Below are 24132 nucleotides of genomic sequence, written 5' to 3'. Positions count from 1 at the left end.
AGGAACTCCCAAGAAATTGAACAGCAATCTGTATTAGTTTATGTAACGGATAGCGCAACCCCAAAGTCTTATTTTAGTTTAACCAAAATAAGACTTTGGTCATCTTTACGTTGGTCAGTGTCCTCTTCATTTCTAAGCGATTGTATAATTTCCTCTTTAAGTGTAGATAAAGGGGCAGCCGAATAGGCCTTTAACAATGAGCATAAACGGTCTGAACCTAGAGGTTCTTCAACTCCATCTGTATAAAGGCACAGCTTACTGTCCTTATTGTATGTAAGGGTATTTGTTTTAAAAATAATTTCTTCAAACATCCCGAGTGGAGGCCGATTAGAACGCAACTGATATTGTTTTCCGTTTATATCCTGTAAAAGAACGGAAGGATGGCCTGCATTGATATAATTAATTTCTCTCTTATCAGTATCGATTAAAAGGTAGACGGCTGTGCAGTAATGCCAAGTTTCACTTGTGTTTTTGAATAAAGAATGAAGGTGATCATCTAATTCCTTCATCACAGTTTTCACTTCAGAACCTTTTAAAATTAATCTCTGAAATATGGAATGAAGTGACATGGTTATGAGAGCTGAAGAAAGCCCGTGCCCCATCACATCAAGTAGGATAAGGCCATACCGTTGGGCGTCAATTTGATAAAATCCATATAGATCACCTGATAATTGATTGGAACCTTTATAATACGCTTGAATTTCAAGATGTTCATTAATAATAGGAACAGTTAATAGTGTTTCTTGGATTTTTTTAGCAAGATCCATTTCTCTTTCTGTATCTACTTTGTATTTTTCGTTTTTTTCATTTAATTCAATAAGTTTATCCTTTTGAACTTTCATCGTTTCATGAGCATTCTCTAAATCAGAATAAGCCTTATTCATAGCATTTAGAGCTGTCACTGCCTCTTTTTTGGCTATAAGAAGCTCATTTTCTAATTCGTTTCTTTTTCGCATTGGAATCACCACACACTCAATAATAGTTCTTCCATCACGCTCTTTTTGAACAGCGTTTAGTAACATAGGTATTTCTTCATCGTCTTCAGACTTTAAGGATATATATATTTCCTCAATGTGATTTTCTAACTTAATCAGAGGAACCAGATAAAGCTGATGAAAGAGTATAGCAGAAGCCGAAAGGATAAAATTAATATGCTGTCCCTTCAATTCATCGAGATTATACCCCAATATTTTAAGTAAGGTTTGGTTAACGGATAAAATAGTATCTTCTTCTGATAGTGTCAAATATCCGCAGGGAGCCTCATTTAATTGTTCATTCACAAAAATTCACACCATCCCTTACCGTAAATCGTTTGTCGGAAATTCATCCAAATACTGACGAATTAGGTATATCGTCTCTTCAGGATGACTGATATGTGGACAGTGTCCTGTTGCTTTCATCAATTTCAATGAACTATTAGGAAGATGCTTATGTATATAATCACCTACTGCTGACGGAGCAATAACATCTTCTGAACATTGCAAAATGAGTGAAGGTACTTTTACTTTTGGTAAGTCTTTACGGTTGTCTGCAAAGAAGGTAACCTCCGCAAATTGCCGAGCAATAATAGGATCAGTAGAACAAAAACGATTCTCTAGTTCCCGTTTAAGCTCTGGTCGATCTGGATTATTCATTACCGTTCCAGCAAAGGCGGTTGCCCAGCCAATATAATTTTTGTCCATCATATCAATCAATCCTAAAAGTTGTTCTTTCTCGAATCCTCCGTAATAATCATTAGGCAGATTCAGGTAGCAAGGGGAAGGACCAACCAGAACAAGTTTAGAAAAATATTCAGGATGTTTAATTGATGCCAGCATGCCAATCACACATCCAACAGAGTGTCCAACGAATATAGCATCTTTTAGGTCTAATGCGGAACAAACATCAAGTACGTCTTGTGCATACCCTTCAAGAGTACTGTATCTTTCCACGTTATATGCCTGTATATCTGAATTACCTGACCCAACATAGTCAAATAGGATTATTTGGTATTCATCTTCGAAGTCTTTTGCAACTGATTGCCAGACATTTTGATCACAACCAAAACCTGGAGCAAATATCATTGGTCGTGTACCACTTCCTTTAAACTTTACATTATTACGCAATAAAATATTGGGATTCATAATTAGCTCCTTCATTAGAAGATATACTTACTATATGTTAACACTAACCTTATTCGAATTAAAGAATTACACTTTAGTACTAAATCGGTGGAACTTATCTTTGACTTCACCAGGATTTACTTGAACTGAAAATTGTCTTAGCATCTATTTACCTTTAAAATTCTGTCACCCTAATATACTGAATAAAACTGAATTGGTTGTATTCTTAATCGGGAACAAAGTAGCCTTCAATATAATCCAGGATCTTCTCAGATTTGCTGGTCAGTAAGTATGAGGAACCACATTATCTCCTCAAACCATCATATAAGATCTATTAATAAGCATGAATAAACATCAATCTACTGATTTACAAAGGCAGTAAGATAAATTTACTCGCTTTAAAATGACTTGGAATCGGGGGGAGATTGATACACTTCGTGGAGTTTCAAAACTTTTGGAAACTCTTAGAATTACGTATACACGAACTTCTTATACCCGGAAAAGGCCGACAACGTTCCTTTATAATTAGCCTTTGCAAAGCCTAATTATAAAAGGGGTTATGTATAGGGGATCCACTAGGTATTTTTTAATTAGATCGAAATATATGGCCATGATGTGATTCATTCCACTGTTCTAGAGTGTAAATTCTTTTTAGAAAACATTTAGTAGAGAGCAGAGATAAGTGGGGTTTAAAGAAGTATTGACTGATTATGTGAAGTTCTTTAATTCAATTTATCTATTTTATAATCATGATAGAAACGCAACAAAAAATATATAACCCTAATTTATGTCTATATTTGAATAGATAAGATGGGGGTTTCTATAATGGGTAATTTAAATTTCTCCCTTTTTCTGATTCAAATCCTTCAATAAGGATTCACCCTATCTTTAAGAAATCTTCTGATGACTAATTGGAGATCATTAAAATGTGGCTAGCTTTTGTGCAAAATAATTATTTAAATAATAAATCAATATCGGACGCCTACTTTGTTTTTCCTGTATAATAATACTATATTTTACATTTGGGAGGAATTATTTATGGACCAAGCCAGCAGTTTAATAGGGCTTTTTGCAATCATACCGATTTTGTTTTATTTGGGACTTATTGTATTAAGTGTTTATTTCATAATTAAGATAATTAAATTCATCAATGCAAAGACAAGATTAGATCAAGAAAGAAATGAAAAGCTGGATGAGTTGATAAGGGTAATTGGTAAAGATAAAGAAGATCAAAATATGCCTTTATAATAGATCAAAAGCACAGTCCCAATTAGGGTTGTGCTTTTTTTATTTAAGAACGATGAACCTATACTAGGTCCTCATAAAAGGGCGTTTTTTTGTAACGTCAAGGTAGGTGTACAAGCATTTCCTAATTAGCACCATAACATATTAGGAGGTGATTAAATTGACAGTTAAATTAGAAACTTTATTGGATCGTTCAGAAAAGAATATGGGCAGCGGAATTCACCCAGTCGTAAAAGAATCAGCATTGGAAATGGTTAAACGGGCATACCAAGAAGGCATTTTCGTGCAAATCAGCGCAGGTTATCGGTCTATGGAAGAGCAAGCAAAGCTATATGGTCAAGGTCTCCTAGGATATATCTACGATGGTAAAAACTATAGTGATTTATCGAAACCGAGATTGACCAACGCGATGCCAGGTCAATCTTACCATAACTATGGACTAGCCATTGATTATTTCATAGTCAGCGATGATGGAAAGAATGCAATATGGACGGTTGATGCAAAATGGAAACGGGTAGCGGCTATTGGTAAATCCTTGGGCTTTGCATGGGGAGGGGATTGGTCAAGCTTTAAAGACTATCCGCACTTGGATATGACGGGCGGACTGACTTATTCTCAGTTAAAAGCGGGAGCAAAGCCAAAGCCTGTACTGATATCAAAAGTTAAAGGAACAACTCCACCAGCTACACAAGTCGAATCCGAAGTGATAGTAAAAGATACGCCAGCAAAGGACAGCGGCAATCAAACTATCAAGTCCATTCAAAGGACATTAAATAGCAGGTATAATGCAAAAATAGATGTTGATGGTCATTATGGTCCCAATACTAAAAAAGCGCTGATCAAGGGTTTTCAAACCGAATTGAATAAACAATATGGTGCAAAGATTAATGTTGATGGAATATGGGGACCCCAAACAAAAGCGGCTTCACCTAATGTTAGGGAAGGGGAAGGGAATATCACTTATATCCTTCAAGCTGCACTTTATTTGGAAGGACATAATCCAAATGGAATAGATGGTATCTTTGGAAGCGGAACGGAAATAGCGGTGAAGGCATTTCAAAGGGCCAATGGATTTTCTGCAGACGGGGTCGCCGGTGAAAATACCTACGCAAAATTATTTGGATGAAATATATGAAATGTAATAGAATATAATGCTTAAATGCAATTAGCATAGCAAAAAAGCCCTTAAAATGAGGGCTTTTTTTGTATGAAAAATAGCAGTCATTAAAAGTAAATACCCCAATCGTTTAAAAATCGAAGCTTATGATAGATATTAAGGTGAGGAAACGAAAACAGCTGTGAAAGCTTATCGGAAGCGAAAAAGGTTAGTTACTGACGGACACCTCTAAAAAAACCTTTACGAATCCTTTAATATCTCAAATTAAATAGTCATGACGTTTCCCAACCATTTCTGCAACTTCACGACTATCTACCAGCAATTGTTCATATTGATTTACAACCTTTAATTTATTTAACCTTTTTCGGAAATCCGAAGGCTTCAACTTTACATCTCCTCAGGTTTTCTTATGCGGTCTTTGTAGTGAGCTAAAAATAATGTATAATGAAAGCGTTTTTAACATTTTGAAAGTGGGTATAGACAGCATGGAAATCATTTCTAACATCTTGCATAAACCGGAAACAAATAATGAAATACACTTTATAGGAAATACCGAAGATGAGATTTCGTTTGTGAATAGTAAAATCAAATTTTTGGGTAAAGGAAATCGGTTAATTATTGAACGCGGAGCAGAATTTAAAAATGCAACGCTAAATTTTAATGGTAACAACTCGCTCATAATCATTGGGAAATCAAATCGCAATGCAACGATGAGCGTCAGTGTTTGGAATGATAATACATTTTTCCTTGGTCGCAACTATTCATTTAATGGTTTAGCGAGATTTATTCTCTCTGAGCAAAAGAATCTATTCATCGGTGATGATAATATGTTTTCAAGTGGTGTAGTCGTTCGTTTGGCAGATCCACATTTGATCTACGATGTAACAACTCAAAAACGGATAAATCCAACAAAGAGTGTGTACTTAGGTGACCACATTTGGATTGGGCAGGACGTCATGATTCTAAAAGGAGTAGAAGTAGGTACAGGTTCAATTTTAGGTGCAAAGTCACTCGTGGCAAAATCTATCCCATCAAATGTAGCAGCTGCAGGAAGTCCTGCACGTGTGGTGCGGAAAAATGTTTTTTGGGCACGACCATCTGTACATGCATATACTGAAAAAGAAACAGTTGAATCGCAAAATTTCCCAGATGGACGTTTTGTCTATACGCCAAAAGGCTCAACAGCGAAACATTTTGCGAAAATTGAAGAACAGCTAAAAACAGCAACTTCTGTAGAGGAGAAGACTGTCATATTAACGCCTTATCTTAATGTAACAAGTAAGAATCGTTTCTTTCTTCCTGTGCCTCCAGAGAAAAAGAAAACATTTCTTGATCGAATCTTTCGCAAAGGAGGCAAGAAGTAATGAATGAATTTATCTCAAAAAATAAATCAAAACTCTGAGTTGCTTTCTTATTTTTTTTATAAACAGTGCGACTTTCTTTTAAAACTACAGAAAATTATTTGTATAAAAATTTTTGGACATTGATAAACTTAACTCACTACAGACAACTCTACCAAAATGGAAAACCCAAAAATAAATCCAGTTTGGACATCTATTACATTTTTCTTCAAAGGAAACATTGTTATTTAAGTTATCAAAGTGAAGATGTCCTAAAAGTTGTCCTTTCACAAATATGAATTGTAATATTTATCGAGTATTTATGCTCATTTTTGTTCACTTAAAATTGACTGAAATATAATAGTCTTTTTAATTTTCCATCATATTCCTCCAATAAAGTTAAAGCAGGACATAACTTTATTGGAGGAAAAAATGAAAAAATTATGGAAAAAGCCCATTTTGCCTATCGCCACTATTAGTCTAGCATCTGTGATGATTGTAAATGCCATTCCAGAAACTCCAGTTCAAGCAGAATTGAATGCTCAATTACAAGTGAAGAATCATGTGCTTCCGTTAGGAACACCTAATTTGATCGAGCAAAGAACTTCCATGAATCCAGCACCAGGAGTGACGTATACCAAAATCCATCGTGGTGAAGCATCTTCTAAAGACTATTTCACAGTGGATGTGGCATTTGTAAAAACAAAGAAGCAGGCAAAGATATTGTTGGGAAATTTAAAGAGAGATGGTTTCAAAAATGCTCGTATCATAAGAGAAGCGGATCGGCCCATGGATGATGGGGAAAAAGGTCCACTTGGATACATTGTCCGCATCGGCCAATATCAGCTGGAAGCGAATGCAGCCGAAATGAGAAACAAGTTATCGGAAAAGGGATATTCGGGTCTACGGACTGTGTATACGGGTGAAGACGGAGAGAAAACAACAGGACCATGGGTAGTGAACGTCCTTGAAGTGGATCAGGATCGATTTCAAGGGCATGTGGAGCCTGAATTGGCAAATGATGCAGTGACAGGGAAAGAAACATTGACCCAAATCGCTGACAGAAATAATGCCATTGCCGGAGTTAATGCCGGATACTTTGTTGTAGGAGAGAAGGATGGAACACCAGGCGATCTTGCCGGTATATTCGCCAGCAAAGGTCAACTTGTCAGTGAGGCGATAAACGGCCGTTCAGCTCTGATTTTATCTTCTGTTGAAGAGAAGGCAAACATTGCGTCTGTTTCCACGTCAATTCAGGCTACGTCATCTGATGGAGCGGTCAGGGAAGTGGATGGATTAAATCGGAAGCCAGGATTAATCCGCAATTGTGGCGGTGTTGGAGGAGATACGACAACAGAACGGGCGAAACATGATTTTACTTGTAATGATGAAAGTGAGCTTATCCAATATACGTCCGTATTTGGAGGAAAGACAGAATCGGGCGACGGTGTGGAAGTGGTCGTAAATCATGCCGGAGAAGTGGAGGAAATTCGTGACCATCGTGGAGGAGTCATTCCGGGCAGTGGTTCTGTTCTTGCGGGAACGGGGGAGGCGGCAGAGTGGCTTCGTGACCATGCCCAACAAGGGATGAAGATTCAGGTGAAGAGTGAAATCATCGGGGATGGAAAGATATTAAAATTGAACCAAACCACCAGCATGATTAATGGAGGTCCTCGTTTAATGGAAAAAGGAGAAATTTCCATCAATGCCGTAGAGGAAGGCTTTCACTGGGAAGAAGATCCTGGGTTTTATTATCGTTTTGGGGAGCGCCGTAATCCTAGAACGCTTGCAGGAATCAAAGAGAATGGCAATCTATTATTTGTCACCATCGATGGGCGCGCACCCGGATGGAGTGTGGGGGCTAATTTTGAAGAAAGTGCGAAAGTCATGAAGTCATTAGGCGCCATCGATGCCATCAATCTTGACGGCGGCGGATCGACGACCATGACAGTTGGGGATGACCGAGTCACAAGACCCTCTGATGCAGCAGGTGAACGCCCGATTGCCGACGGTATAATGTTAGTAGAATAGATGGGCAGAGATTAACGACTTCATTTATCAAATAAACTTAAAATCTCTTCAGATAGGTTTCTGAAGAGATTTTTTTGTTGTGATATTTTGAAATAATTTAATATAAGGATTTTGAAATACTTTCAGCAGTTTTTAACAATAAAGAGATATGTTGTTCCATCGATTCCTTATTCCAGCGAAAAACAGGCCCGGAAATGGAGATAGCTCCAATGACTTTTCCTTTAGCACCGAATACTGGTGCTGATAATGCAGCTACATTTTTCGTGATTTCCTCCTCATTAATTGAGTAACGGGTATTTACTATAATTTCTAATTGTTGTTGTAGTATTTTTCTTTCTTCCTCTGGAAGGAGGTTTAATACTTGTGCCTGTAACCCTTCGCTAAGAAATGCCAATATTACCCGTCCGCTTGAGCCAAGTTGTAGCGGAATCCTATTGCCAACCCCTGCCCTTCTACTTATTTCCTGTTTGCTTTCATGTTCAATTACACACATCCTAATCATGTTTGTTAACATATAAAACCCTACAGTTTCCTGTGTTTCGTCTCTTAATTTAATTAGAAGTGGATCGATTATCGAGACAAAAGGTACATCGGTTATAATTTTATTTGCATAATCGATAAACACCGTACCAAGTGAATATTTTTTAGAATCTGCATCTTGGAATACCAAACCGTCCATTTTCAAAGTAGTAAGCAGACGATGAGTGATAGGGGGAGAAATATTAAGGTTTTCGCTAATATTTTTAATTCCTTGTGGACCGGTTGTTTCATTCAAATAATTGATGATTTTGATTGCACGCTGCACCGTAGACGAAATCTTAGTGTTCATGAATATATCCTCCAAATAAAATTCCAAATTAATTTAATTATTTAAAATATTATATCATAGTAAGATAAGGGGCCAATCAGTAGCTAGAATAGTTTTCTTTATCATTACTAAAATTTGAACGGGGTGATTCAAAAAGTTCACGAAAAGTGAACTTTTTGGGTCATTCCCTTCTTTTTTAGAAATTATATTTATATAAAATTTGGTGAAGAAAAACTCAATTTTTCTGCAAGATGAGGTCCTGATTAATAAATTGACTTTTCTGAAAACTAACTTTATATTCATGATATAGGAATTAAGATTCCTTTATTATGAATAATAATTTAGTGCAATGTTGAAAGGAAGTGAAATAATAACCTGAAAAACGAATCACTTGTACAGATCCTGACTCGGAGAAAAGAATAAAAATGTAAAAGTGGGGATAAGAGAATTTTTCTTTATTAATTATTAAAATGAAACATCAAACAAGGGGGAATAATATGTCCGTGAAATTAATAAATGCTGATTCTAGAAAAGCCTATTCTGGTGCGATGCCAGACACGAAAGGATTAAACTTTTTTGAACAGGATCAAAACTTGTCTTTTATACTTAAACATTATCTTTCTACTGAAAATTATGAACGTGCCCTTCCTTATTTAAAGGAGTTGGGGGAAATAGCCGGAACAAGGCTTGATGAATTATCCCGCATGGCGGATAAGCATACTCCCGAGTTAATAAATTACGATGCAAAAGGTGAACGAGTAGACAAAGTTGAATATCATCCGTCCTATAAAGAGATGGAATCATTAGGATATGGAAAGTTCGCTCTGGTCGCTATGTCACATAAACCCGTACTGGGGTTTCCTACTAAACTACCGCACGTGTTAAAGTACGGATTTTGGTATTTGTTCGTCCAATCTGAGTTTGGTTTAGCTTGCCCGATGAGCATGACTGACTCTGCTGCAAGGGTCTTAAGAAAATTTGGTGATCATGGTTTAAAAGAAACCTATTTGTCTCGTATGACGAGTACTGATATAAATACTTTTTGGACAGGTGCCCAATTTATGACCGAAAAACAAGGCGGATCTGACGTAGGTGCTAATACGGTAACAGCAAAGAAAGTGGATGATCATTGGGAGATTTGGGGTGATAAATGGTTTTGTTCCAACGTTTCAGCAGATGTAGCATTAGTTTTGGCTCGACCTGAAGGGGCCCCCGAGGGTACTAAAGGTCTTGGAATGTTTTTAATGCCAAGAAAACTGCCAGATGGAACTCTTAATAAATACAAAGTTAATCGCCTAAAAGATAAATTAGGGACCCGCGATATGGCTTCTGGTGAGGTGACATTTGAAGGAGCAGTTGCTTATGTCGTAGGAGATATAACTAAAGGGTTTAAACAAATGATGTCGATGGTAAATTCTTCACGGTTATCGAACGCCGTACGTTCCAGCGCGATGATGCGAAGAAGCTTTTTAGAAGCACTCGTTTCAGCTCGCGGACGTGTCGCATTTGGCAGCTCCTTGTCTGAAAAACCCCTTATGAAAGAAACACTTTTTGAACTATTACTAGATTGCGAAGCAGCTGCGTCAATCACATTTTACACAGCTTCCGTTTATGATAAATCCGATCAAGGGAACGTGGAAGCTGAAAGGCTATTACGAATTTTGACGCCATTGTTAAAAGGGTACATTTGTAAACGTGCAAGGAATTCTACCTCTGAAGGAATGGAAGCCAGGGGAGGAAATGGATATATCGAGGATTGGATAGATTCAAAACTTGTACGGGATGCTCATGTGGGTTCCATTTGGGAAGGTACCACGAATATCGTTGCCTTAGACGTTGTAAGAGCGTTAGTGAAAGACGAAGCAGGAAAAATCTTTTTTAACGACTTATACAATCGGTTGGATGCTATTACGAATTCTTTAACTAAACAGATTGGGAAAATCCTTCTGCAAATATCCAAAAAAGTCGAATCACAATCAAACAGGATAATGAGTCTGAATGGACCAGAAAGGGAATTGCCTGCTAAACAATTAATGAACCGGATGTATCATATATTCACTGCAAGTCTTTTGCTAAATGAAGCAGAAGTACAAATTACAGCCCAAGAAAACTATCGAAAATTATACATGACTTTGCAGTATATCCATCGTTATTTGCTTTCAAGTGGCTTGGATGAACTTACTTATTTTGATTCATCATTATTACAATGGTTTGATGCTATTGTTGACTTTAACAAAGTATCAAAAGGGGCGGTAGAAGGTTTGCTGGAAAACGTGCAACAAGCAGTTAAACTCTAAACGTAAAAGGATGGAGGTGAGAACAATGACTAGGGCATTAAGCCGGATAAAAGTTCTTGATCTAAGCCGAGTGGTGGCTGGTCCTGTCTGCACAAGTATTTTAGGAGATTTGGGTGCAGATATTATTAAAGTGGAAGGGCCGGATTTCTTGGATGAAACACGAACATGGTTTCCTCCGGACATTGAAGATATTAGTTTGTATTATATGGCAGTTAATCGAAATAAAAGGGCCATAACGGTGAATTTAAAGACAAAAGAAGGAATCCAAATCATAAAAAAACTCATCCAAGAATCTGATGTTATCGTAGAAAATTTTAAGACAGGAACGATGGAGCGGTTAGGACTGGGATATGAAGACTTGAAAGCGTTAAACCCTAAAATAATTCACTGCTCCATTACAGGGTTTGGTCATACAGGACCGTATAAACAATTGCCTGGATATGACTTTCTTGCTCAGGCAATGAGTGGTTTTATGAGTGTGAATGGCACATCCAATGGTGAACCTGTAAAAGCCGGGATTGCCATGGCCGATTTATATGCAGGTCTATATGCAATCATTAGCATATTAGCTGCTTTGGAGGCAAGGAACCATACCGGTCGTGGTCAGCATTGTGACATCTCTCTTATGGACTCAATGGTTGCTTCTTTGCTAAATATAGGAACAGGTTTCTTAAACAAAGGAAATCTGCCTAAGCGGTATGGAAATCAGCATCCGACCCTAGTACCCTATCAGAACTTCAAAACAAAAGATAAGGAGATAATCATAGCAGTAGGCAACGACAGACAATTCCAGCGTTTTTGTACATTAATAAATGCAGATGAATTACCCAAGGATGAACGTTTTGCGACAGCTAATGCAAGAATCATATATAGGGAAGAATTAATTCCTATATTACAAGAAGTGATATTAACAAAAACAGCAGATGAATGGCTAACAATCTTTCAAGAAAACAATATTCCTTGTGGTCCCATCAATACTTTAGATAGAGTTTTTACAGATGAACAAGTACTTGAAAGGCAAATGATTCAGGAAGTTGAACATCCCACAGTTGGAATTGTTAAACTTTTGGGATCACCTATAAAGCTCTCGGATACACCCGTCACAATCGAGAGGCATCCTCCTTTACATGGGGAACATACCGAGGAAGTCTTGGTGGATTTAGGGTACGATAAACAAGAAATTGAATCGTTCATGGAAGATAAGGTTATTTGAAATAAATTCCTTAGTCGGCATTTAGAGATCCCGTTATTGTTAGATGGATTAAGAACTGTTGTTAGCTTTTAAAGAAATCCCTTAATTAATACTAATGAAGCTAATACCATATTAAATGACTAAAATTATTTTGGGAAAACGAAGCAGTGATGAATAATTCTACATCAGGTTCCTATCATCCGATGATTTTCAACTTCAAATTAACAGCGCTTACATCAAATGGATGTTTACCGTTTTTAACAAGTATATAATCCAAAAAATCAGGGGGGTTAGTATGAATAAAGGTGCGTCAGATCGGACTTGGATGGTGGTATTCGTCGCATGCTTTATAGGTCTTGTGGTGGATGGCATGGATTTAATCATGCTATCTATCACGATGCCTAGTCTAATGGAAGAGTTTAATATTGGTAAAGCAGATGCAGGGCTCATTGCTACATGGTCCTTAGTGGGTATGGCCGTCGGCGGGATCGGTGGCGGTTGGTTATCTGACCGCTATGGCCGGGTGAGAATGGCAACCTGGATGATGGTTCTATTCTCTGTTGGTACGTGCTTACTTGGATTTGCCCAAACGTATGAACAATTTACCGTTATTCGTTTCATTTCTGCTATCGGGATCGGCGCGGAATATACTATCGTTACGATGCTTATGGCTGAATATGTACCTACGAAAAAAAGGACGACGATTTTAGGAACACTACAAGCAGCTTATTCATTAGGATATTTAGTGGCAGCTTTACTGGCTGGTGCAATCTTGCCTGAATACGGATGGAGGCCTCTTTACTTTATCGCTATTGCACCTGTTCTTTTGGCAATTTATATCAGATACAAAATTCCAGAACCTCCGGGATGGAAAGAAAGGGCTCAAGCGCAAAAACAAAAGGGTAATAAGAAAAATGAGTGGGCTGCGATTTTCAAAGATTCAAAAACAAGAAAGATTTTTATATTTTGGGGTCTTACTGCGACCTTCTTACAATTTGCTTATTATGGCATTGGTACCTGGCTGCCGACGTATATTGTTTCGGATTTAGGTTTTGATTTTAAAAAGATGACAGGGTATATTGTAGGGACATATGCAGCAGCAATCTTAGGTAAGATCATTGCAGGTTGGCTGGCCGATCTATACGGCCGAAAAACGATGTTTATAGTTGGTGGTTTCTCTACTGCAATTGTCTTACCAATCGTTTATCTTTATAATTCACCGTCTAATATTATTCTGTTACTTACTATACTAGGTTTTCTCTATGGTATACCTTATGCAGTCAATGCCACTTATATGGCTGAGAGTTTTCCTGCACATATTCGTGGTACAGCTGTAGGGGGATCATATAATGTTGGAAGAGTCGGATCAGCGATGGCTCCATTTCTCATCGGTGTCATGGCGGAATCCTATTCAATTGGATTCGGATTAGCTACACTAGCTATTGCCTATGTGGTTTCAGCATTAATTCCTGCACTGTTTATTCGGGAAAAAATGTACGATCCATTCGGGAAGGAAGAAAATTCTCCAACCGAGCAAAAGGAAAGCGTTTATACCAATCAATCTATATAAGCTTTTATATAGTGAGTTTTTCATTTCAATCATATGAATTCTAATATTAATTTCAGTAAGTATTTGAATGCCGAAAAAATATAAAATAGGCGGGGGGATTTGAACAGGGTTTTTGTGGTAGGTTCTGGCGGCATGATGCATGTTGGAGTGGAATAAGCCCATCGTACTTTTAATTGAATAGGATTTTTCATAGTATGTTTAAGACGAATGTAAATTAATAAATAGTTTTTCTCATAAAAGAGACCGTCAATGACGATCTCTTTTTTTCTCCATTTTATAGCCCGATTGTGGAAGTTCCTCATTTAATCTTTATTCAAGATATGTCCTATTAAACGGTAGACTAGTTACAAAACTCACTTATAATCTGGTTCTTCATTTCTTCAATCGGAAAACCTTGTTGGTAGGTGGATATCATCAACATAATACCTTGTAGCACAGATGAAAAATATAACGATCGTTTCCTTGGTTCCTTTTCACCCATATTTTCAAATATTGTACATTGAAACTCAAATTGTCTAGCATTTTCTTCAATAATACGATGACTGTATTTTATCAACTCTTCATCAGACTCTGGCTGAGTTTGCAGGTGCAGATAAAACCGATGTACTTCCGGTTTTTTGTGGATATTATCAATGGCACCATTTACTAAATGTTCAAGCTGTTCACGAGGTGTATTTAAGCTGAGCGCTTCTTCCATGACTTCAACCACTTCCATAATTCTGGCCTCGATTTCAGAAAGCAGTTCTTCTTTTCCTTTGTAATAATTATAGAGTAACCCTTTAGAAATACCCGCCTTCTTTGCTATATCGCTTATAGAAGTAGCGTAATATCCTTGTTTTATAAATAACTCCATGGCAGCAGCGCGAATATTTTCTTTGGAAGCTTGGCGAATACGGTCATTTTCTTCGGGTGTACGTGGCATTTTAACTTCAATCCTCCATAAAAGCAGTGAATTCTTGATATAAAACTTCAGAATGGGTGAGGGGCAGCATATGATCGGCATCCTCTAGTTCGATGAATCCGATGTTTGGAACCTTACGGAAACAATCGGCAACTCGAAAATTATCTGCCAAGTCCTTTTTGCCGATAAAAAATAATGTTTCGGTGTTCAATTCTTCTAATCGTTCCATTGCTGCGGGCTGAGGCCATTTCATGCAGAAATCAGCGGGCCACTTAAGCATGCGCCCGAAATGATGACTGAGCATTTGAACAATGAGATCTTTGTGCGGACTATCGATAACCACCTGATATGTTGGTGAATGAAGTGCAAGCTCTAACATCTTATCTATATTGGGTGCACTTTCCAATATTCTTTCATGATATTGTTCAAACTCCTTTGAATAGGGAAAACCAGTTAAAGAAGGAGCAATTAAGACAAGTTTCGATACTCTTTCAGGGTAATTAAGAGCGAAATCAGTTGCAATCTGCCCGCCCATGGAATGGCCAATAATCGTTGCTTGATGAAGTTCCAGGTAATTCATTAGTGCCAGTACTTCGTCTACATAGTTTACATGTTTTATAGGGGATGGTGATTTACCGGCACCACGGCCATCAAAAGCAATAACTTTGTAATCCTTAGATAAAAGAGATGCCAAAAATGTCCATTGCCTCAAATCAGTCCCACCAACATGAATAAGAACAACAGGACGACCATTGCCAGTAATCTCGTAATATAAATCCAATGTAACCCCTCCGTTTTTCACTGAATTTTCAGTTTTATTTCATTATTGAATGAATGTTTAGTCAATAGAAAATGTAATTTTATTCCTAATGATCTTAGATATTATTTCCATTCCGAATAATCGCGCTAACCAATAGAAAAAGCACAAATATAACATCTGTCGTTTCAGATGCATCATTAATGACAATGGACATTCTAAAAAAAAGAAGCCAAAAAATCCAAAAACCAAAAAAATGCTGTACAATATAAATTAAATGGGGAATCAAACAAAGCGAGCTTTATTAATGAGCATGCGAACAATAAGTACAAATATAATTCTAAAAATAAAATCATCAGCTAAGGCTACTCAATATGGAAAAGATGTTGATGCGAAAAAATTAAGAGAAGATACGATGGCCAACTATGATAGAAAGTGGACAACTAAGGACTAAGACTCTAATCAAGTTCAGGTTCATTATGCTAAGAGTTATGATTCTAATATTAGCAATCAATAAGGATACTTCAACAAAAAACCATATGGTTGTAATTAACAAAACTAAATCAACTAGGAGTACTCAATATCCCTTATCCTGTAAGTAGTAGAAAGTTTATATGAGATTTGCGAGACTAGTAAAGAGTATGAAAATGATGAAGTAGAGGTTCATCAGGTTGTGGACTTAGGGAAACTTAAAAACGAGTGGAGATATTTAATCATTCTAAATATTTCACAAGACTTGGATAACCTAGGAGCACCAGTAGACCATTATTAAAATCTAAATAAAATTAATTATAGCTTAAGGCCACCAGTCATTTAAGATTGGTGGTTTTACTCTGTTTGATCTATTTCATTTACATCTTCAATATTGCATTCAAGGTATTCACAAATGTTAATCAATATTGGAATACCGGAGCGTGAAGGTGTTAACAATCAAGCGGTTAGTGGTGCAGATCAAGTCTATTACAAACATAGTGCTGATCCGGTTGAAGGCCCAAAATACACAAGATAACCTTATCTAGTATAAGAAAAATAAAAAATAGGCAGTCTCAAAGACCGCCATTTTCGGGATATTACACAAGTATAGTGTGACTCTAGAGAGAGGTCCCGATTCACAAATGATCATATTTTCTTGTGACTCGGGCTATCATCAACTTTTATTTATGATTTTATCAATTAGTACTTGTAAATCATCCGGCCTGTGAAATTCAATCGGCGAAACGCCTTTATCGAACTCTATTGTATCGGATTCTATCATCAATACATACTTCCCATTAATCTTTCCTAAATGGATGCTGTCGCCGAAATCGGCTAACAGTCCTTTGATAGATGTACTCCCAAGCTTCATTCGCAGCTCGGCTTCAGGTGTATGTTCGACGATCTGGGCTGTGGCTTCGACGACCTGGTGGGTTTCTAGACGTTCCTGGATTTCCCGCTTATCGCTTGTTTCCCAGATTTCCAGGTCCTGTTCGAATTTTTGCAGTTCGTCACTGTTTTCTTCGAATTGAGCGGATACATGTTCATGGACCATATGGATGACCTGGTTTTTCATGATTTCCGGCATTGATTCGCCATATTCAACGAATTTCAGGAAATCCTCGAAGTACCGGGCATGTGAAGCCTGGTGGATTTTCAGTTCGCCTTCTTCGACCATTCCTTCTTCGGGCATGTATGGGTATTGAATGGATTTCATGTTTTTAGTGGTGATTGCCATTTCAACGTGCCTAATCAAGGTCCGTTCATCAGAAATGGAAGCAACTTTCGGCTCGAAATCACATTTTAATAAGAAAACGAATGGTTCATCAAGATATTTCGTTAATTTTGCCGAAGCGATTATGAAGACACCGCCACGGACGGCACTTGTATCAATATAAGACCGCGTGAATTGTTCATTTTCCTCTTGGAATTCTTGTTTTGTTTTTGCATATCGAACACGGTTAAATACATTGTAATTAGGGTTGGAATCAAGTGCATGTCCTTCTTCGACAATAAAAGAACCGATTTTCGTCGGTATTTGTTCAGTTTTTGGATGACGGTCGACTTTCCGTTTGGAAATCTTCATCAATTCCCCATCCAAAAAATCCTTTAGAGGACTTTCTTCGTATTCTTCAGTATCAAGAGTTTGGAAATGTTTAAAACGTTTATCAGCCTGATCGCCTTTGCCTTCGACTTGGATTAAATAAAAAGACAGATAGGTAATCGCAAAATCCATGAATGTCACCTTCTTCAATTATTAAGCATGATTCCAGTACTTTTTTAGACTTAATAAGTATAGTGATGTACTTTGATTCCGTCAAACTATTGGCGCATGAATGTTTAGAATAATTTTGGTGTATTATTTCATAATAATACTTAGAGAATAATAAATAATGATTTTTTTATAGAATTAAAAAAATTAGAACTTTTACAAGATAAATTAATGGAATACAGTAAATACTCCAATAGCTCGCTTTATTAATATTAAAATAATGAATTGTTAATTATATATTGTTAATGATGCATAATTCTGTTGGATAATAAGGCTTTCGTTCCGAAAAAGATTCAAAAAGCAGAATTTTACAATAATAAAACATTGACGATAAAAAGGTTAATACGTATAATTTGAAAGTCAGATAATTCAGGAATTGCAGAAATTTGTCGAAATTTCTCCGATATAAATGGTAAGTGAAATTATTTGTCTATAGTTTTCAGAATAGTTATAAAATTATGGAGGAGAGAACATGAGTATTTTTAGAAAGAAGTCCATTGAGGACTTGTTGAAAAACGCAGGTTCCGGCGGTAAAGGATTGAAACGGGAACTGGGAGCTTGGGATTTAACGATGCTAGGAATTGGAGCGATTATTGGGACAGGCATTTTTGTTCTAACAGGCACTGGTGCAGTGAATGCTGGTCCTGCACTTTCAATATCGTTCATCATTGCTGGTCTTGCCTGTTTATTCGCTGCACTTTCTTATGCAGAATTTGCAGCTTCCGTGCCGGTATCAGGTTCGACTTATACGTATGCTTATGCAACTTTAGGTGAATTCGCCGCTTGGATAATCGGCTGGGATTTAATCCTTGAATACTTATTGGCTGTCAGTGCCGTATCGGCGGGGTGGTCGGGCTATTTCCAATCATTTTTAAGTGGATTCGGAATTAACTTTCCGGAGAAATTGACGGCAGCACCGGGTTCGGTCGAAGGTGTCACGACTTATATGAACTTACCAGCCTTTTTGATAGTCATGGCGATTACCTTTTTGATTTCCATAGGTACGAAACAAACGACTAGAATCAATAATATAATGGTCGTTATTAAAGTGTTAGTAGTCTTGTTGTTCATCGTTTCTTCTATATATTATGTCAAACCGGAAAACTGGCAGCCATTCATGCCGTTTGGAATCGATGGGGTATTTTCAACTGCCGCATTAATGTTCTTTGCCTTCATCGGCTTTGATGCAGTTGCATCTGCGGCTGAAGAAACAAGAAATCCAGGTAGGAATTTACCACGGGGAATTCTCGGTTCATTAGTCATTTGTGTAGTGCTTTATATGGCGGTAAGTTTGATCATGACAGGTGTGGTACCGTATGCACAATTCAGCAAGGCTCTTGACCACCCGATTTCTTTGGTCTTGCAAAGCGCAGGACAAAATTGGGTTGCAGGTATCATCGATCTAGGTGCCTTCCTCGGAATGACAACGGTAATCTTGGTTATGTTGTATGGACAAACCCGAATCATGTTTGCGATGTCACGAGATGGGCTGATGCCTAAATCCTTATCAAAACTTCATAAAAAATATAAAACACCTTATGCGGCTTCATGGATATTCGGTTTGATAGCGGCCTTATTGGGGGCATTCATACCGCTTGGTGAATTGGCTGAGCTGGTCAACATTGGAACATTGACTGCGTTTACGATGATTTCCATTGCGGTCATCGTGTTACGGAAAACAAGACCTGATATGAAACGTGCTTTTTATTGTCCGGCTGTACCGCTCGTTCCAGGCCTGGCAATCGTTTTTTGCGTATTCTTGATGGTTCAGCTAGGGAGTCATACATGGATAAGGTTCTTGATCTGGATGGCTATCGGAGTAGTCATTTACTTCACTTATTCCCGTAAGCACTCGAATCTTAACCAGCAGGAAAATGAACATTGAAAAAGACACTCTCTGGAGTGTCTTTTTTTATTTGGACATAAATAGTTCATAAGTCTTGTGTGTAAGAAGAAAATTTATCAAAGTGAATTAAGATTAACAGACTTTATGTCGAAATAGTATATATGGGTAGAAAAAATTGGAGGCAATTCAATCATGAAAAGTATATGGAGAAGTAAGCAAAAGATAAAATCGATAGACTATATGCAATATAAGGAACATGTCGGTATCAATATCAGGGAATATCCGAGCGTATTGAATCAAGTGAAAATGATTCATTTGACGATGGGGGATTTGTGCATAATTCGTTCTTTACAGGAAGAAGTGAAGATACATTTGACCCAAATAGTAGGAAATTTCTATAAAAATCTAGAAAATGAACCCTCATTAATGAAAATCATATCAAACAATAGTTCTGTTGATAGGTTGAAAAAGACACTGCATCGTCATATGTTCGAAATGTTTAGCGGGAACATTGATGATGCGTATATTAAACAACGTTATATTATCGCACAAGTACATGTGCGAATTGGATTGCAGCCAAAATGGTATATGAGCGCATTTCAGGATTTATTGCAGTCATTAATCATTCATATAATTTCCAATATAAAGAATATCGAGCAATATCAAGAAAATATTCTGGCTGTCACTAAAATTTTTAATCTGGAGCAGCAAATTGTTTTAGAGGCATATGAACTTGAAAATGAAAAGATTCGCCAAAAGAACCTAGCAGAAAAAGAAACGATTAAACTGCAGGTCAATCATAATGCAGAGGAATTGGCAGCAATCAGTGAAGAGACTAGTTCAGCAACTCAAATAATGGCAAATAAGGTAGTCGAAATTCATGATTTCACTGAAAAGGGCTCAGAGATTGCGATACATGCAGAGGGAAAATCAAAAGAGGGAGTCGAACTGTTACAGGGATTAGAGAAAAGATTGGTAAAAACGCAGGAGCAAATGACGATCATCTCAAAAGATATGGAACAGCTATCCAATACTTCAAAGGAAATTGAACGAATTGTCACGATCATCACTTCAATTGCAGAGCAAACGAATTTGTTGGCGTTGAACGCAGCGATTGAAGCGGCAAGAGCTGGTGAAAATGGTAAAGGATTTGCGGTTGTGGCTGGTGAGGTAAGGAAGCTGTCGGAAAATACCAAGGACTCAGTTTCGGAAGTAGTGAAACTGGTTAATGGAATTGCTCATTTTACCAATGTCATGAACACGTCAATTTCCATGGTTAGCGGGGAAATTACTAAAGGAACGAAACAAGGAAAAGAAACTGGCATATTTTTTACTGATATAGCACAGGCCATGCTTTCTGTTAAAGAGCAGAATATTAAAATCACCAAGGAAATGACAGAGCTGAATGATATATTCGACGAAATTAATGAAGCATTCACTCAAGTGGCCGTTTCCTCGGATCAATTGACGCAAATGACGATGAACTTGTAATGAAGTTCAACATTTTGTAAGAACAGCTTAATGGGGCTCATTCGTATTTTAATAAACAACTCGATAGAATATCTCTAAACAAACCCCAAGCGGTCTATAGAAAATGAACATATTTTGAAAAGATTAAAGTCAATTCCACGGGACTCCGTTAACAGGCTGTTCAATAAATCACTTGATATAAAATAAGTTTAATGTTATATTAATAAAGCGATGAGCTAATTTGTGTAAGTCGAAGAACATGCTTTTAGCTAAACGTCGGGATGTGGCCTGACGGTTCTGCGCCACAAACGCATCAAAGACGCCTGCTGCGTGCAGGCGTCTTTTTCATTTTATCGATTCTTTTCTTGCGGCTTGTACGTCTTCCTTGAATTCCTCTTGTATTTCTTCTGTTATTCCCTTGGTTGCATCCTTAAATTCCCTAAGCGAGGTGCCGACTGCCCGTCCGATTTGAGGTAGCTTGTTCGGTCCAAAAACAATTAAAGCTAAAAGAAGGATTAAAATTAAACCGGGAAAACCAATGTTTGAAAGCATAACTAGTCACTCCAATCAAATCTGTTAGTTAATATTATAGACTCCTTCCATGTATTTGCAAATGTTATTTAGGATATATTATAGAGTTCGGCACCCGATGATCTTCACAAGACAACACTTTCAATTCCGTCCAATTTTATCTTGCACATTCTATTTAAAAATATTACTTACCCTAGTATGCTATTCCTTAATAAGATATCAATGAAAGTGTGGGACGGTAACAGAAATCAGAGTGCAGCCGTAAGTTTTGCCGTTTGGACATGTAACATGAAATTTTTTTGTTGTCTGGGAATGATTAAACTTGCAAGATTGAAGATATTTCGGTATTATAACTATACAAGCTGCGTTGTTCGTAATGATAATTAAGTTTTAACCTTTAAGCTGTAATAGGGAGTTTTATATCGAAACAGGAATGTTATGCCTCGTCACTGACTTGGACAACAGGATTGCTTCTGCAAACACCCACTTTGAGGAGTGGTGGTTTAAAACTTTCTTACTTGAATACGGCAATGGCGGCTTCCTACTTTACTAATTAGAAACCAGTTCCGATAAGGGACTGGTTTTTTGTTGTTTTTACTCATGTTCAAAACTGTAATTAACGATGGCTTCAGAAAACATATTAAGATTTAAAAAAATATGTGAAAGTTTTTATTGAAATATCAGATAATTAGCATTTATAATAACAATTAGATAACTTAGTTCACTATTTGTATAAAATGATAGTGGTAGATGTTTTTTTAATGGATTACGTAAGCGCTATCATTTGGATGGTGTTATTGCAGTCACCTAGAGAGGAGAAAAATTTTATGGCTAAAATTAATACGACCGAGGTAATTAGCAACAGTAAATTTAACCGCTTTCATTTTGGATTGCTGGCATGGTGTTTTATCATTATCCTTTTTGACGGCTATGACCTTGTCGTTTACGGTACGGTCGTCCCGTTATTGACGGAGGAATGGAACCTTACTTCCGTGGAAGCGGGGGCTATGGGCAGCTATGGTCTATTCGGAATGTTGTTTGGGGCGATCTTCTTTGGTACATTAGCAGATCGGATTGGCAGAAAAAACGTAATCGCGATTACACTCATTTTATTTAGTTTATTTACGCTTTTATGTGGATTTGCTGATACGCCTACAATGTTTTCAACTTTCCGATTTCTAGCGGGATTAGGGCTTGGGGGCATCATGCCGAACGTCATTGCCTTATTGACGGATTATGCACCGAAAACGATGAGGAGCATGGTCGTTTCAATCGTATTATGCGGTTACTCATTCGGCGGGATGCTTGCGCCGATACTGGGTATCCTGGTTATGCCGAAACTAGGTTGGGAATCAATATTCTGGTTTGCAGGAATACCAATGTTATTTTTACCCTTCATGATGAAGCGTTTACCCGAGGCTTCGACGCATCTGATCAGAATAAACAAAAAGGAAGAACTTATCAGAATATTAACCAAGGTAAGTCCGGAAAGTAAATTCGACATCAAGGACGAACTTGTGGAAGTGAAAAAAACAGAAGCCAATATGCCGATTGTTGGATTGTTCAAGGATTCCCGTGCTCTAAGCACATTGATGTTCTGGATCGCCTTTTTCATGTGCCTTTTGATGGTATATGGATTGAATACATGGCTTCCAAAGCTAATGATCGAGGCAGGGTATGCGCTGAATTCAAGCTTAGGTTTCTTGATCGTTCTTCAAGGGGGAGCTATCGTAGGAACGCTTATCATCGCTAAACTTTGTGATCGTTATGGATCAAAGAAAATGCTTGTGCCGATGTATGCGCTTGGGGCTGTCAGTTTGACGCTATTGGGAATGGGCGGAAGCTCCTTCGTGATTTACACATTGGTAGCGATTGCAGGAGCCTGTACCATTGGTGCTCAAAACCTTGTACAAGCCTATGTTTCCCAGTACTATCCTCCAAATATTAGATCGACTGCACTAGGGGTGGCATCTGGAATCGGAAGGATTGGCGGTATGCTCGGTCCCATACTCGGCGGATTTTTATTATCCATCTCGCTACCCATCCAATTGAATTTCATTGCCTTCGCCATTCCGGGTCTCATTGCTGCGGTTGCTTTATCATTCGTTCCAGTGAAAATGGCTTATTATAAACATGATCATTCCGAACCAACCGAAGAAATGGCGGTAGAATCCAATAAAATGAACGTCTTGTAAAATTAAATGCATGAAATGCAGTGCTGGGATACCCTCGCTGTCATTTCATGCGTATTTGTTTTATTGGCCTTTTTTGTGTCATAGTAAAGAAATTGCAAATTGAAAAGAAATAGCGTAGAGATTTTCCGGGACTTGACCTATCCTTGAGAAAAGTTGCAAAAAGTTCATAATTTCGCAATACGAGTCACTCTTATTATAAAGAATAAATGTTAGAATGATGATATGGATAATTAATTCCTCCTTGAAGCGGAGCGAACTATAAATTAATCTCATCTTTTGTGAGGAGTCATTACTTTGAAAATTTTAAAACATGTAATCTTTTGGTTAAGCATTATAGGGACATTATTCTCTATGATTTATTTCTTTGTAGCGGACATTCCGTTATATGTTAAATTGTTAGGCGGAGCCATCATCCTATATCTCGGTTATGATCTTATAACAGAATCAAGGAAAAGAAAGCGTAAAGAAGCCTTGGACGCTTAATC

At 37.5% G+C, this 24132-nt stretch carries 18 protein-coding genes, 1 other RNA gene and 3 pseudogenes; 14 read left to right on the top strand and 8 right to left on the bottom strand.

The genetic code is table 11. The annotated features are described in order from the left end of the window. Window positions 1-68 precede the first annotated feature (68 nt). Both V3595_RS06290 and V3595_RS06285 read right to left on the bottom strand, forming a co-directional pair. Window positions 69-1280, bottom strand: coding sequence for a SpoIIE family protein phosphatase (locus V3595_RS06290; RefSeq protein ID WP_485906011.1), 1212 nt, complete (start codon window positions 1278-1280; stop codon window positions 69-71). Between the two features lie 18 nt (window positions 1281-1298). Next, window positions 1299-2123, bottom strand: coding sequence for an alpha/beta fold hydrolase (locus tag V3595_RS06285; RefSeq protein WP_485906009.1), 825 nt, complete (start codon window positions 2121-2123; stop codon window positions 1299-1301). A 1017-nt stretch (window positions 2124-3140) separates the two neighbouring features. Here V3595_RS06285 and V3595_RS06280 point away from each other — a divergent pair. Both V3595_RS06280 and V3595_RS06275 read left to right on the top strand, forming a co-directional pair. Beyond that, on the top strand, window positions 3141-3350 hold the full coding sequence (locus V3595_RS06280; protein WP_101221994.1) for a hypothetical protein: 210 nt from the start codon (window positions 3141-3143) through the stop codon (window positions 3348-3350). Between the two features lie 157 nt (window positions 3351-3507). Then, on the top strand, window positions 3508-4473 hold the full coding sequence (locus V3595_RS06275) for a peptidoglycan-binding protein (RefSeq protein WP_485906007.1): 966 nt from the start codon (window positions 3508-3510) through the stop codon (window positions 4471-4473). A gap of 253 nt (window positions 4474-4726) precedes the next feature. On the opposite strand, the pseudogene V3595_RS06270 reads toward V3595_RS06275, so the two are convergent. Continuing rightward, window positions 4727-4849 (bottom strand): annotated as a pseudogene (locus V3595_RS06270) (hypothetical protein); the annotation flags it as partial. A gap of 100 nt (window positions 4850-4949) precedes the next feature. Between V3595_RS06270 and V3595_RS06265 the strand changes: the two are divergent. Both V3595_RS06265 and V3595_RS06260 read left to right on the top strand, forming a co-directional pair. After that, window positions 4950-5828: an acyltransferase gene (locus V3595_RS06265; protein WP_485906005.1), complete on the top strand. Its 879-nt coding sequence runs from the start codon at window positions 4950-4952 to the stop codon at window positions 5826-5828. Between the two features lie 408 nt (window positions 5829-6236). After that, a complete protein-coding gene (locus tag V3595_RS06260) occupies window positions 6237-7835 on the top strand; it encodes a phosphodiester glycosidase family protein (protein ID WP_485906003.1) in 1599 nt (532 codons plus the stop codon). A 97-nt stretch (window positions 7836-7932) separates the two neighbouring features. On the opposite strand, the gene V3595_RS06255 is transcribed toward V3595_RS06260, so the two are convergent. After that, window positions 7933-8664, bottom strand: coding sequence for an IclR family transcriptional regulator (locus V3595_RS06255; protein ID WP_485906001.1), 732 nt, complete (start codon window positions 8662-8664; stop codon window positions 7933-7935). 476 nt (window positions 8665-9140) lie between these two features. Here V3595_RS06255 and V3595_RS06250 point away from each other — a divergent pair, with 476 nt between their 5' ends. The 3 genes from V3595_RS06250 (at window position 9141) to V3595_RS06240 (ending at window position 13702) form a co-directional block, all read left to right on the top strand. Beyond that, on the top strand, window positions 9141-10940 hold the full coding sequence (locus V3595_RS06250; RefSeq protein WP_485906000.1) for an acyl-CoA dehydrogenase family protein: 1800 nt from the start codon (window positions 9141-9143) through the stop codon (window positions 10938-10940). A 25-nt stretch (window positions 10941-10965) separates the two neighbouring features. Next, entirely contained in the window at window positions 10966-12153 is a 1188-nt protein-coding gene (locus V3595_RS06245; protein ID WP_485905998.1) for a CaiB/BaiF CoA transferase family protein, read from the top strand. Window positions 12154-12427: 274 nt separating this feature from the next. Then, on the top strand, window positions 12428-13702 hold the full coding sequence (locus tag V3595_RS06240) for an MFS transporter (RefSeq protein ID WP_485905996.1): 1275 nt from the start codon (window positions 12428-12430) through the stop codon (window positions 13700-13702). Between the two features lie 340 nt (window positions 13703-14042). Here V3595_RS06240 and V3595_RS06235 read toward each other — a convergent pair whose 3' ends face one another. Both V3595_RS06235 and V3595_RS06230 read right to left on the bottom strand, forming a co-directional pair. Then, entirely contained in the window at window positions 14043-14624 is a 582-nt protein-coding gene (locus tag V3595_RS06235) for a TetR/AcrR family transcriptional regulator (RefSeq protein WP_485905994.1), read from the bottom strand. Window positions 14625-14631: 7 nt separating this feature from the next. After that, complete coding sequence (locus V3595_RS06230; RefSeq protein WP_485905992.1) at window positions 14632-15384, bottom strand: alpha/beta fold hydrolase; 753 nt, start codon at window positions 15382-15384, stop codon at window positions 14632-14634. Between the two features lie 253 nt (window positions 15385-15637). Between V3595_RS06230 and V3595_RS06225 the strand changes: the two genes are divergently transcribed. Then, the gene (locus tag V3595_RS06225; protein WP_485905990.1) at window positions 15638-15814 is read left to right on the top strand and encodes a hypothetical protein; all 177 of its coding nucleotides are present in this window, start codon (window positions 15638-15640) and stop codon (window positions 15812-15814) included. A 693-nt stretch (window positions 15815-16507) separates the two neighbouring features. On the opposite strand, the gene V3595_RS06220 is transcribed toward V3595_RS06225, so the two are convergent. Next, on the bottom strand, window positions 16508-17569 hold the full coding sequence (locus tag V3595_RS06220) for a DUF3900 domain-containing protein (RefSeq protein WP_485905988.1): 1062 nt from the start codon (window positions 17567-17569) through the stop codon (window positions 16508-16510). Between the two features lie 508 nt (window positions 17570-18077). On the opposite strand from V3595_RS06220, the gene bcaP reads away from it, so the two are divergent. The 3 genes and pseudogenes from bcaP to V3595_RS06205 form a co-directional block, all read left to right on the top strand. After that, a complete protein-coding gene (gene bcaP, locus V3595_RS06215; protein ID WP_485905986.1) occupies window positions 18078-19490 on the top strand; it encodes a branched-chain amino acid transporter BcaP in 1413 nt (470 codons plus the stop codon). Window positions 19491-19643: 153 nt separating this feature from the next. Continuing rightward, a pseudogene (locus tag V3595_RS06210) lies at window positions 19644-20183 on the top strand (protoglobin domain-containing protein); the annotation flags it as partial. 288 nt (window positions 20184-20471) lie between these two features. Then, window positions 20472-20942: pseudogene (locus V3595_RS06205) on the top strand (methyl-accepting chemotaxis protein); the annotation flags it as partial. A gap of 324 nt (window positions 20943-21266) precedes the next feature. On the opposite strand, the gene tatA reads toward V3595_RS06205, so the two are convergent. Further along, window positions 21267-21473, bottom strand: a complete 207-nt coding sequence (gene tatA / locus V3595_RS06200; RefSeq protein ID WP_137016713.1) for a twin-arginine translocase TatA/TatE family subunit — start codon at window positions 21471-21473, stop codon at window positions 21267-21269. A 335-nt stretch (window positions 21474-21808) separates the two neighbouring features. Here tatA and ssrS point away from each other — a divergent pair. The 3 genes from ssrS (at window position 21809) to V3595_RS06185 (ending at window position 24130) form a co-directional block, all read left to right on the top strand. Next, a non-coding RNA gene (gene ssrS / locus V3595_RS06195) (6S RNA) lies at window positions 21809-21996 on the top strand. Window positions 21997-22279: 283 nt separating this feature from the next. Continuing rightward, window positions 22280-23647, top strand: coding sequence for an MFS transporter (locus V3595_RS06190; protein WP_485905983.1), 1368 nt, complete (start codon window positions 22280-22282; stop codon window positions 23645-23647). A 294-nt stretch (window positions 23648-23941) separates the two neighbouring features. After that, a complete protein-coding gene (locus V3595_RS06185; RefSeq protein ID WP_063233876.1) occupies window positions 23942-24130 on the top strand; it encodes a hypothetical protein in 189 nt (62 codons plus the stop codon). The last annotated feature ends 2 nt before the right edge of the window (window positions 24131-24132 follow it).

It is taken from the genome of Bacillus sp. CFBP9009, assembly GCF_036541465.1.
GTDB lineage: Bacteria > Bacillota > Bacilli > Bacillales > DSM-1321 > Peribacillus.
Note: the sequence above shows the minus strand (reverse complement) of the source record. Positions and strands in the feature narration are given on the sequence as shown.

Coding starts and splice junctions, on each gene's coding strand:
- V3595_RS06260 (WP_485906003.1), top strand. CDS start 6,237: ATGAAAAAATTATGGAAAAAGCCCATTTTGCCTATCGCCACTATTAGT.
- V3595_RS06280 (WP_101221994.1), top strand. CDS start 3,141: ATGGACCAAGCCAGCAGTTTAATAGGGCTTTTTGCAATCATACCGATT.
- V3595_RS06235 (WP_485905994.1), bottom strand. CDS start 14,624: ATGCCACGTACACCCGAAGAAAATGACCGTATTCGCCAAGCTTCCAAA.
- V3595_RS06225 (WP_485905990.1), top strand. CDS start 15,638: ATGGGGAATCAAACAAAGCGAGCTTTATTAATGAGCATGCGAACAATA.
- V3595_RS06240 (WP_485905996.1), top strand. CDS start 12,428: ATGAATAAAGGTGCGTCAGATCGGACTTGGATGGTGGTATTCGTCGCA.
- V3595_RS06250 (WP_485906000.1), top strand. CDS start 9,141: ATGTCCGTGAAATTAATAAATGCTGATTCTAGAAAAGCCTATTCTGGT.
- V3595_RS06245 (WP_485905998.1), top strand. CDS start 10,966: ATGACTAGGGCATTAAGCCGGATAAAAGTTCTTGATCTAAGCCGAGTG.
- V3595_RS06285 (WP_485906009.1), bottom strand. CDS start 2,123: ATGAATCCCAATATTTTATTGCGTAATAATGTAAAGTTTAAAGGAAGT.
- V3595_RS06220 (WP_485905988.1), bottom strand. CDS start 17,569: ATGGATTTTGCGATTACCTATCTGTCTTTTTATTTAATCCAAGTCGAA.
- V3595_RS06190 (WP_485905983.1), top strand. CDS start 22,280: ATGGCTAAAATTAATACGACCGAGGTAATTAGCAACAGTAAATTTAAC.
- bcaP (WP_485905986.1), top strand. CDS start 18,078: ATGAGTATTTTTAGAAAGAAGTCCATTGAGGACTTGTTGAAAAACGCA.
- V3595_RS06255 (WP_485906001.1), bottom strand. CDS start 8,664: ATGAACACTAAGATTTCGTCTACGGTGCAGCGTGCAATCAAAATCATC.
- tatA (WP_137016713.1), bottom strand. CDS start 21,473: ATGCTTTCAAACATTGGTTTTCCCGGTTTAATTTTAATCCTTCTTTTA.
- V3595_RS06265 (WP_485906005.1), top strand. CDS start 4,950: ATGGAAATCATTTCTAACATCTTGCATAAACCGGAAACAAATAATGAA.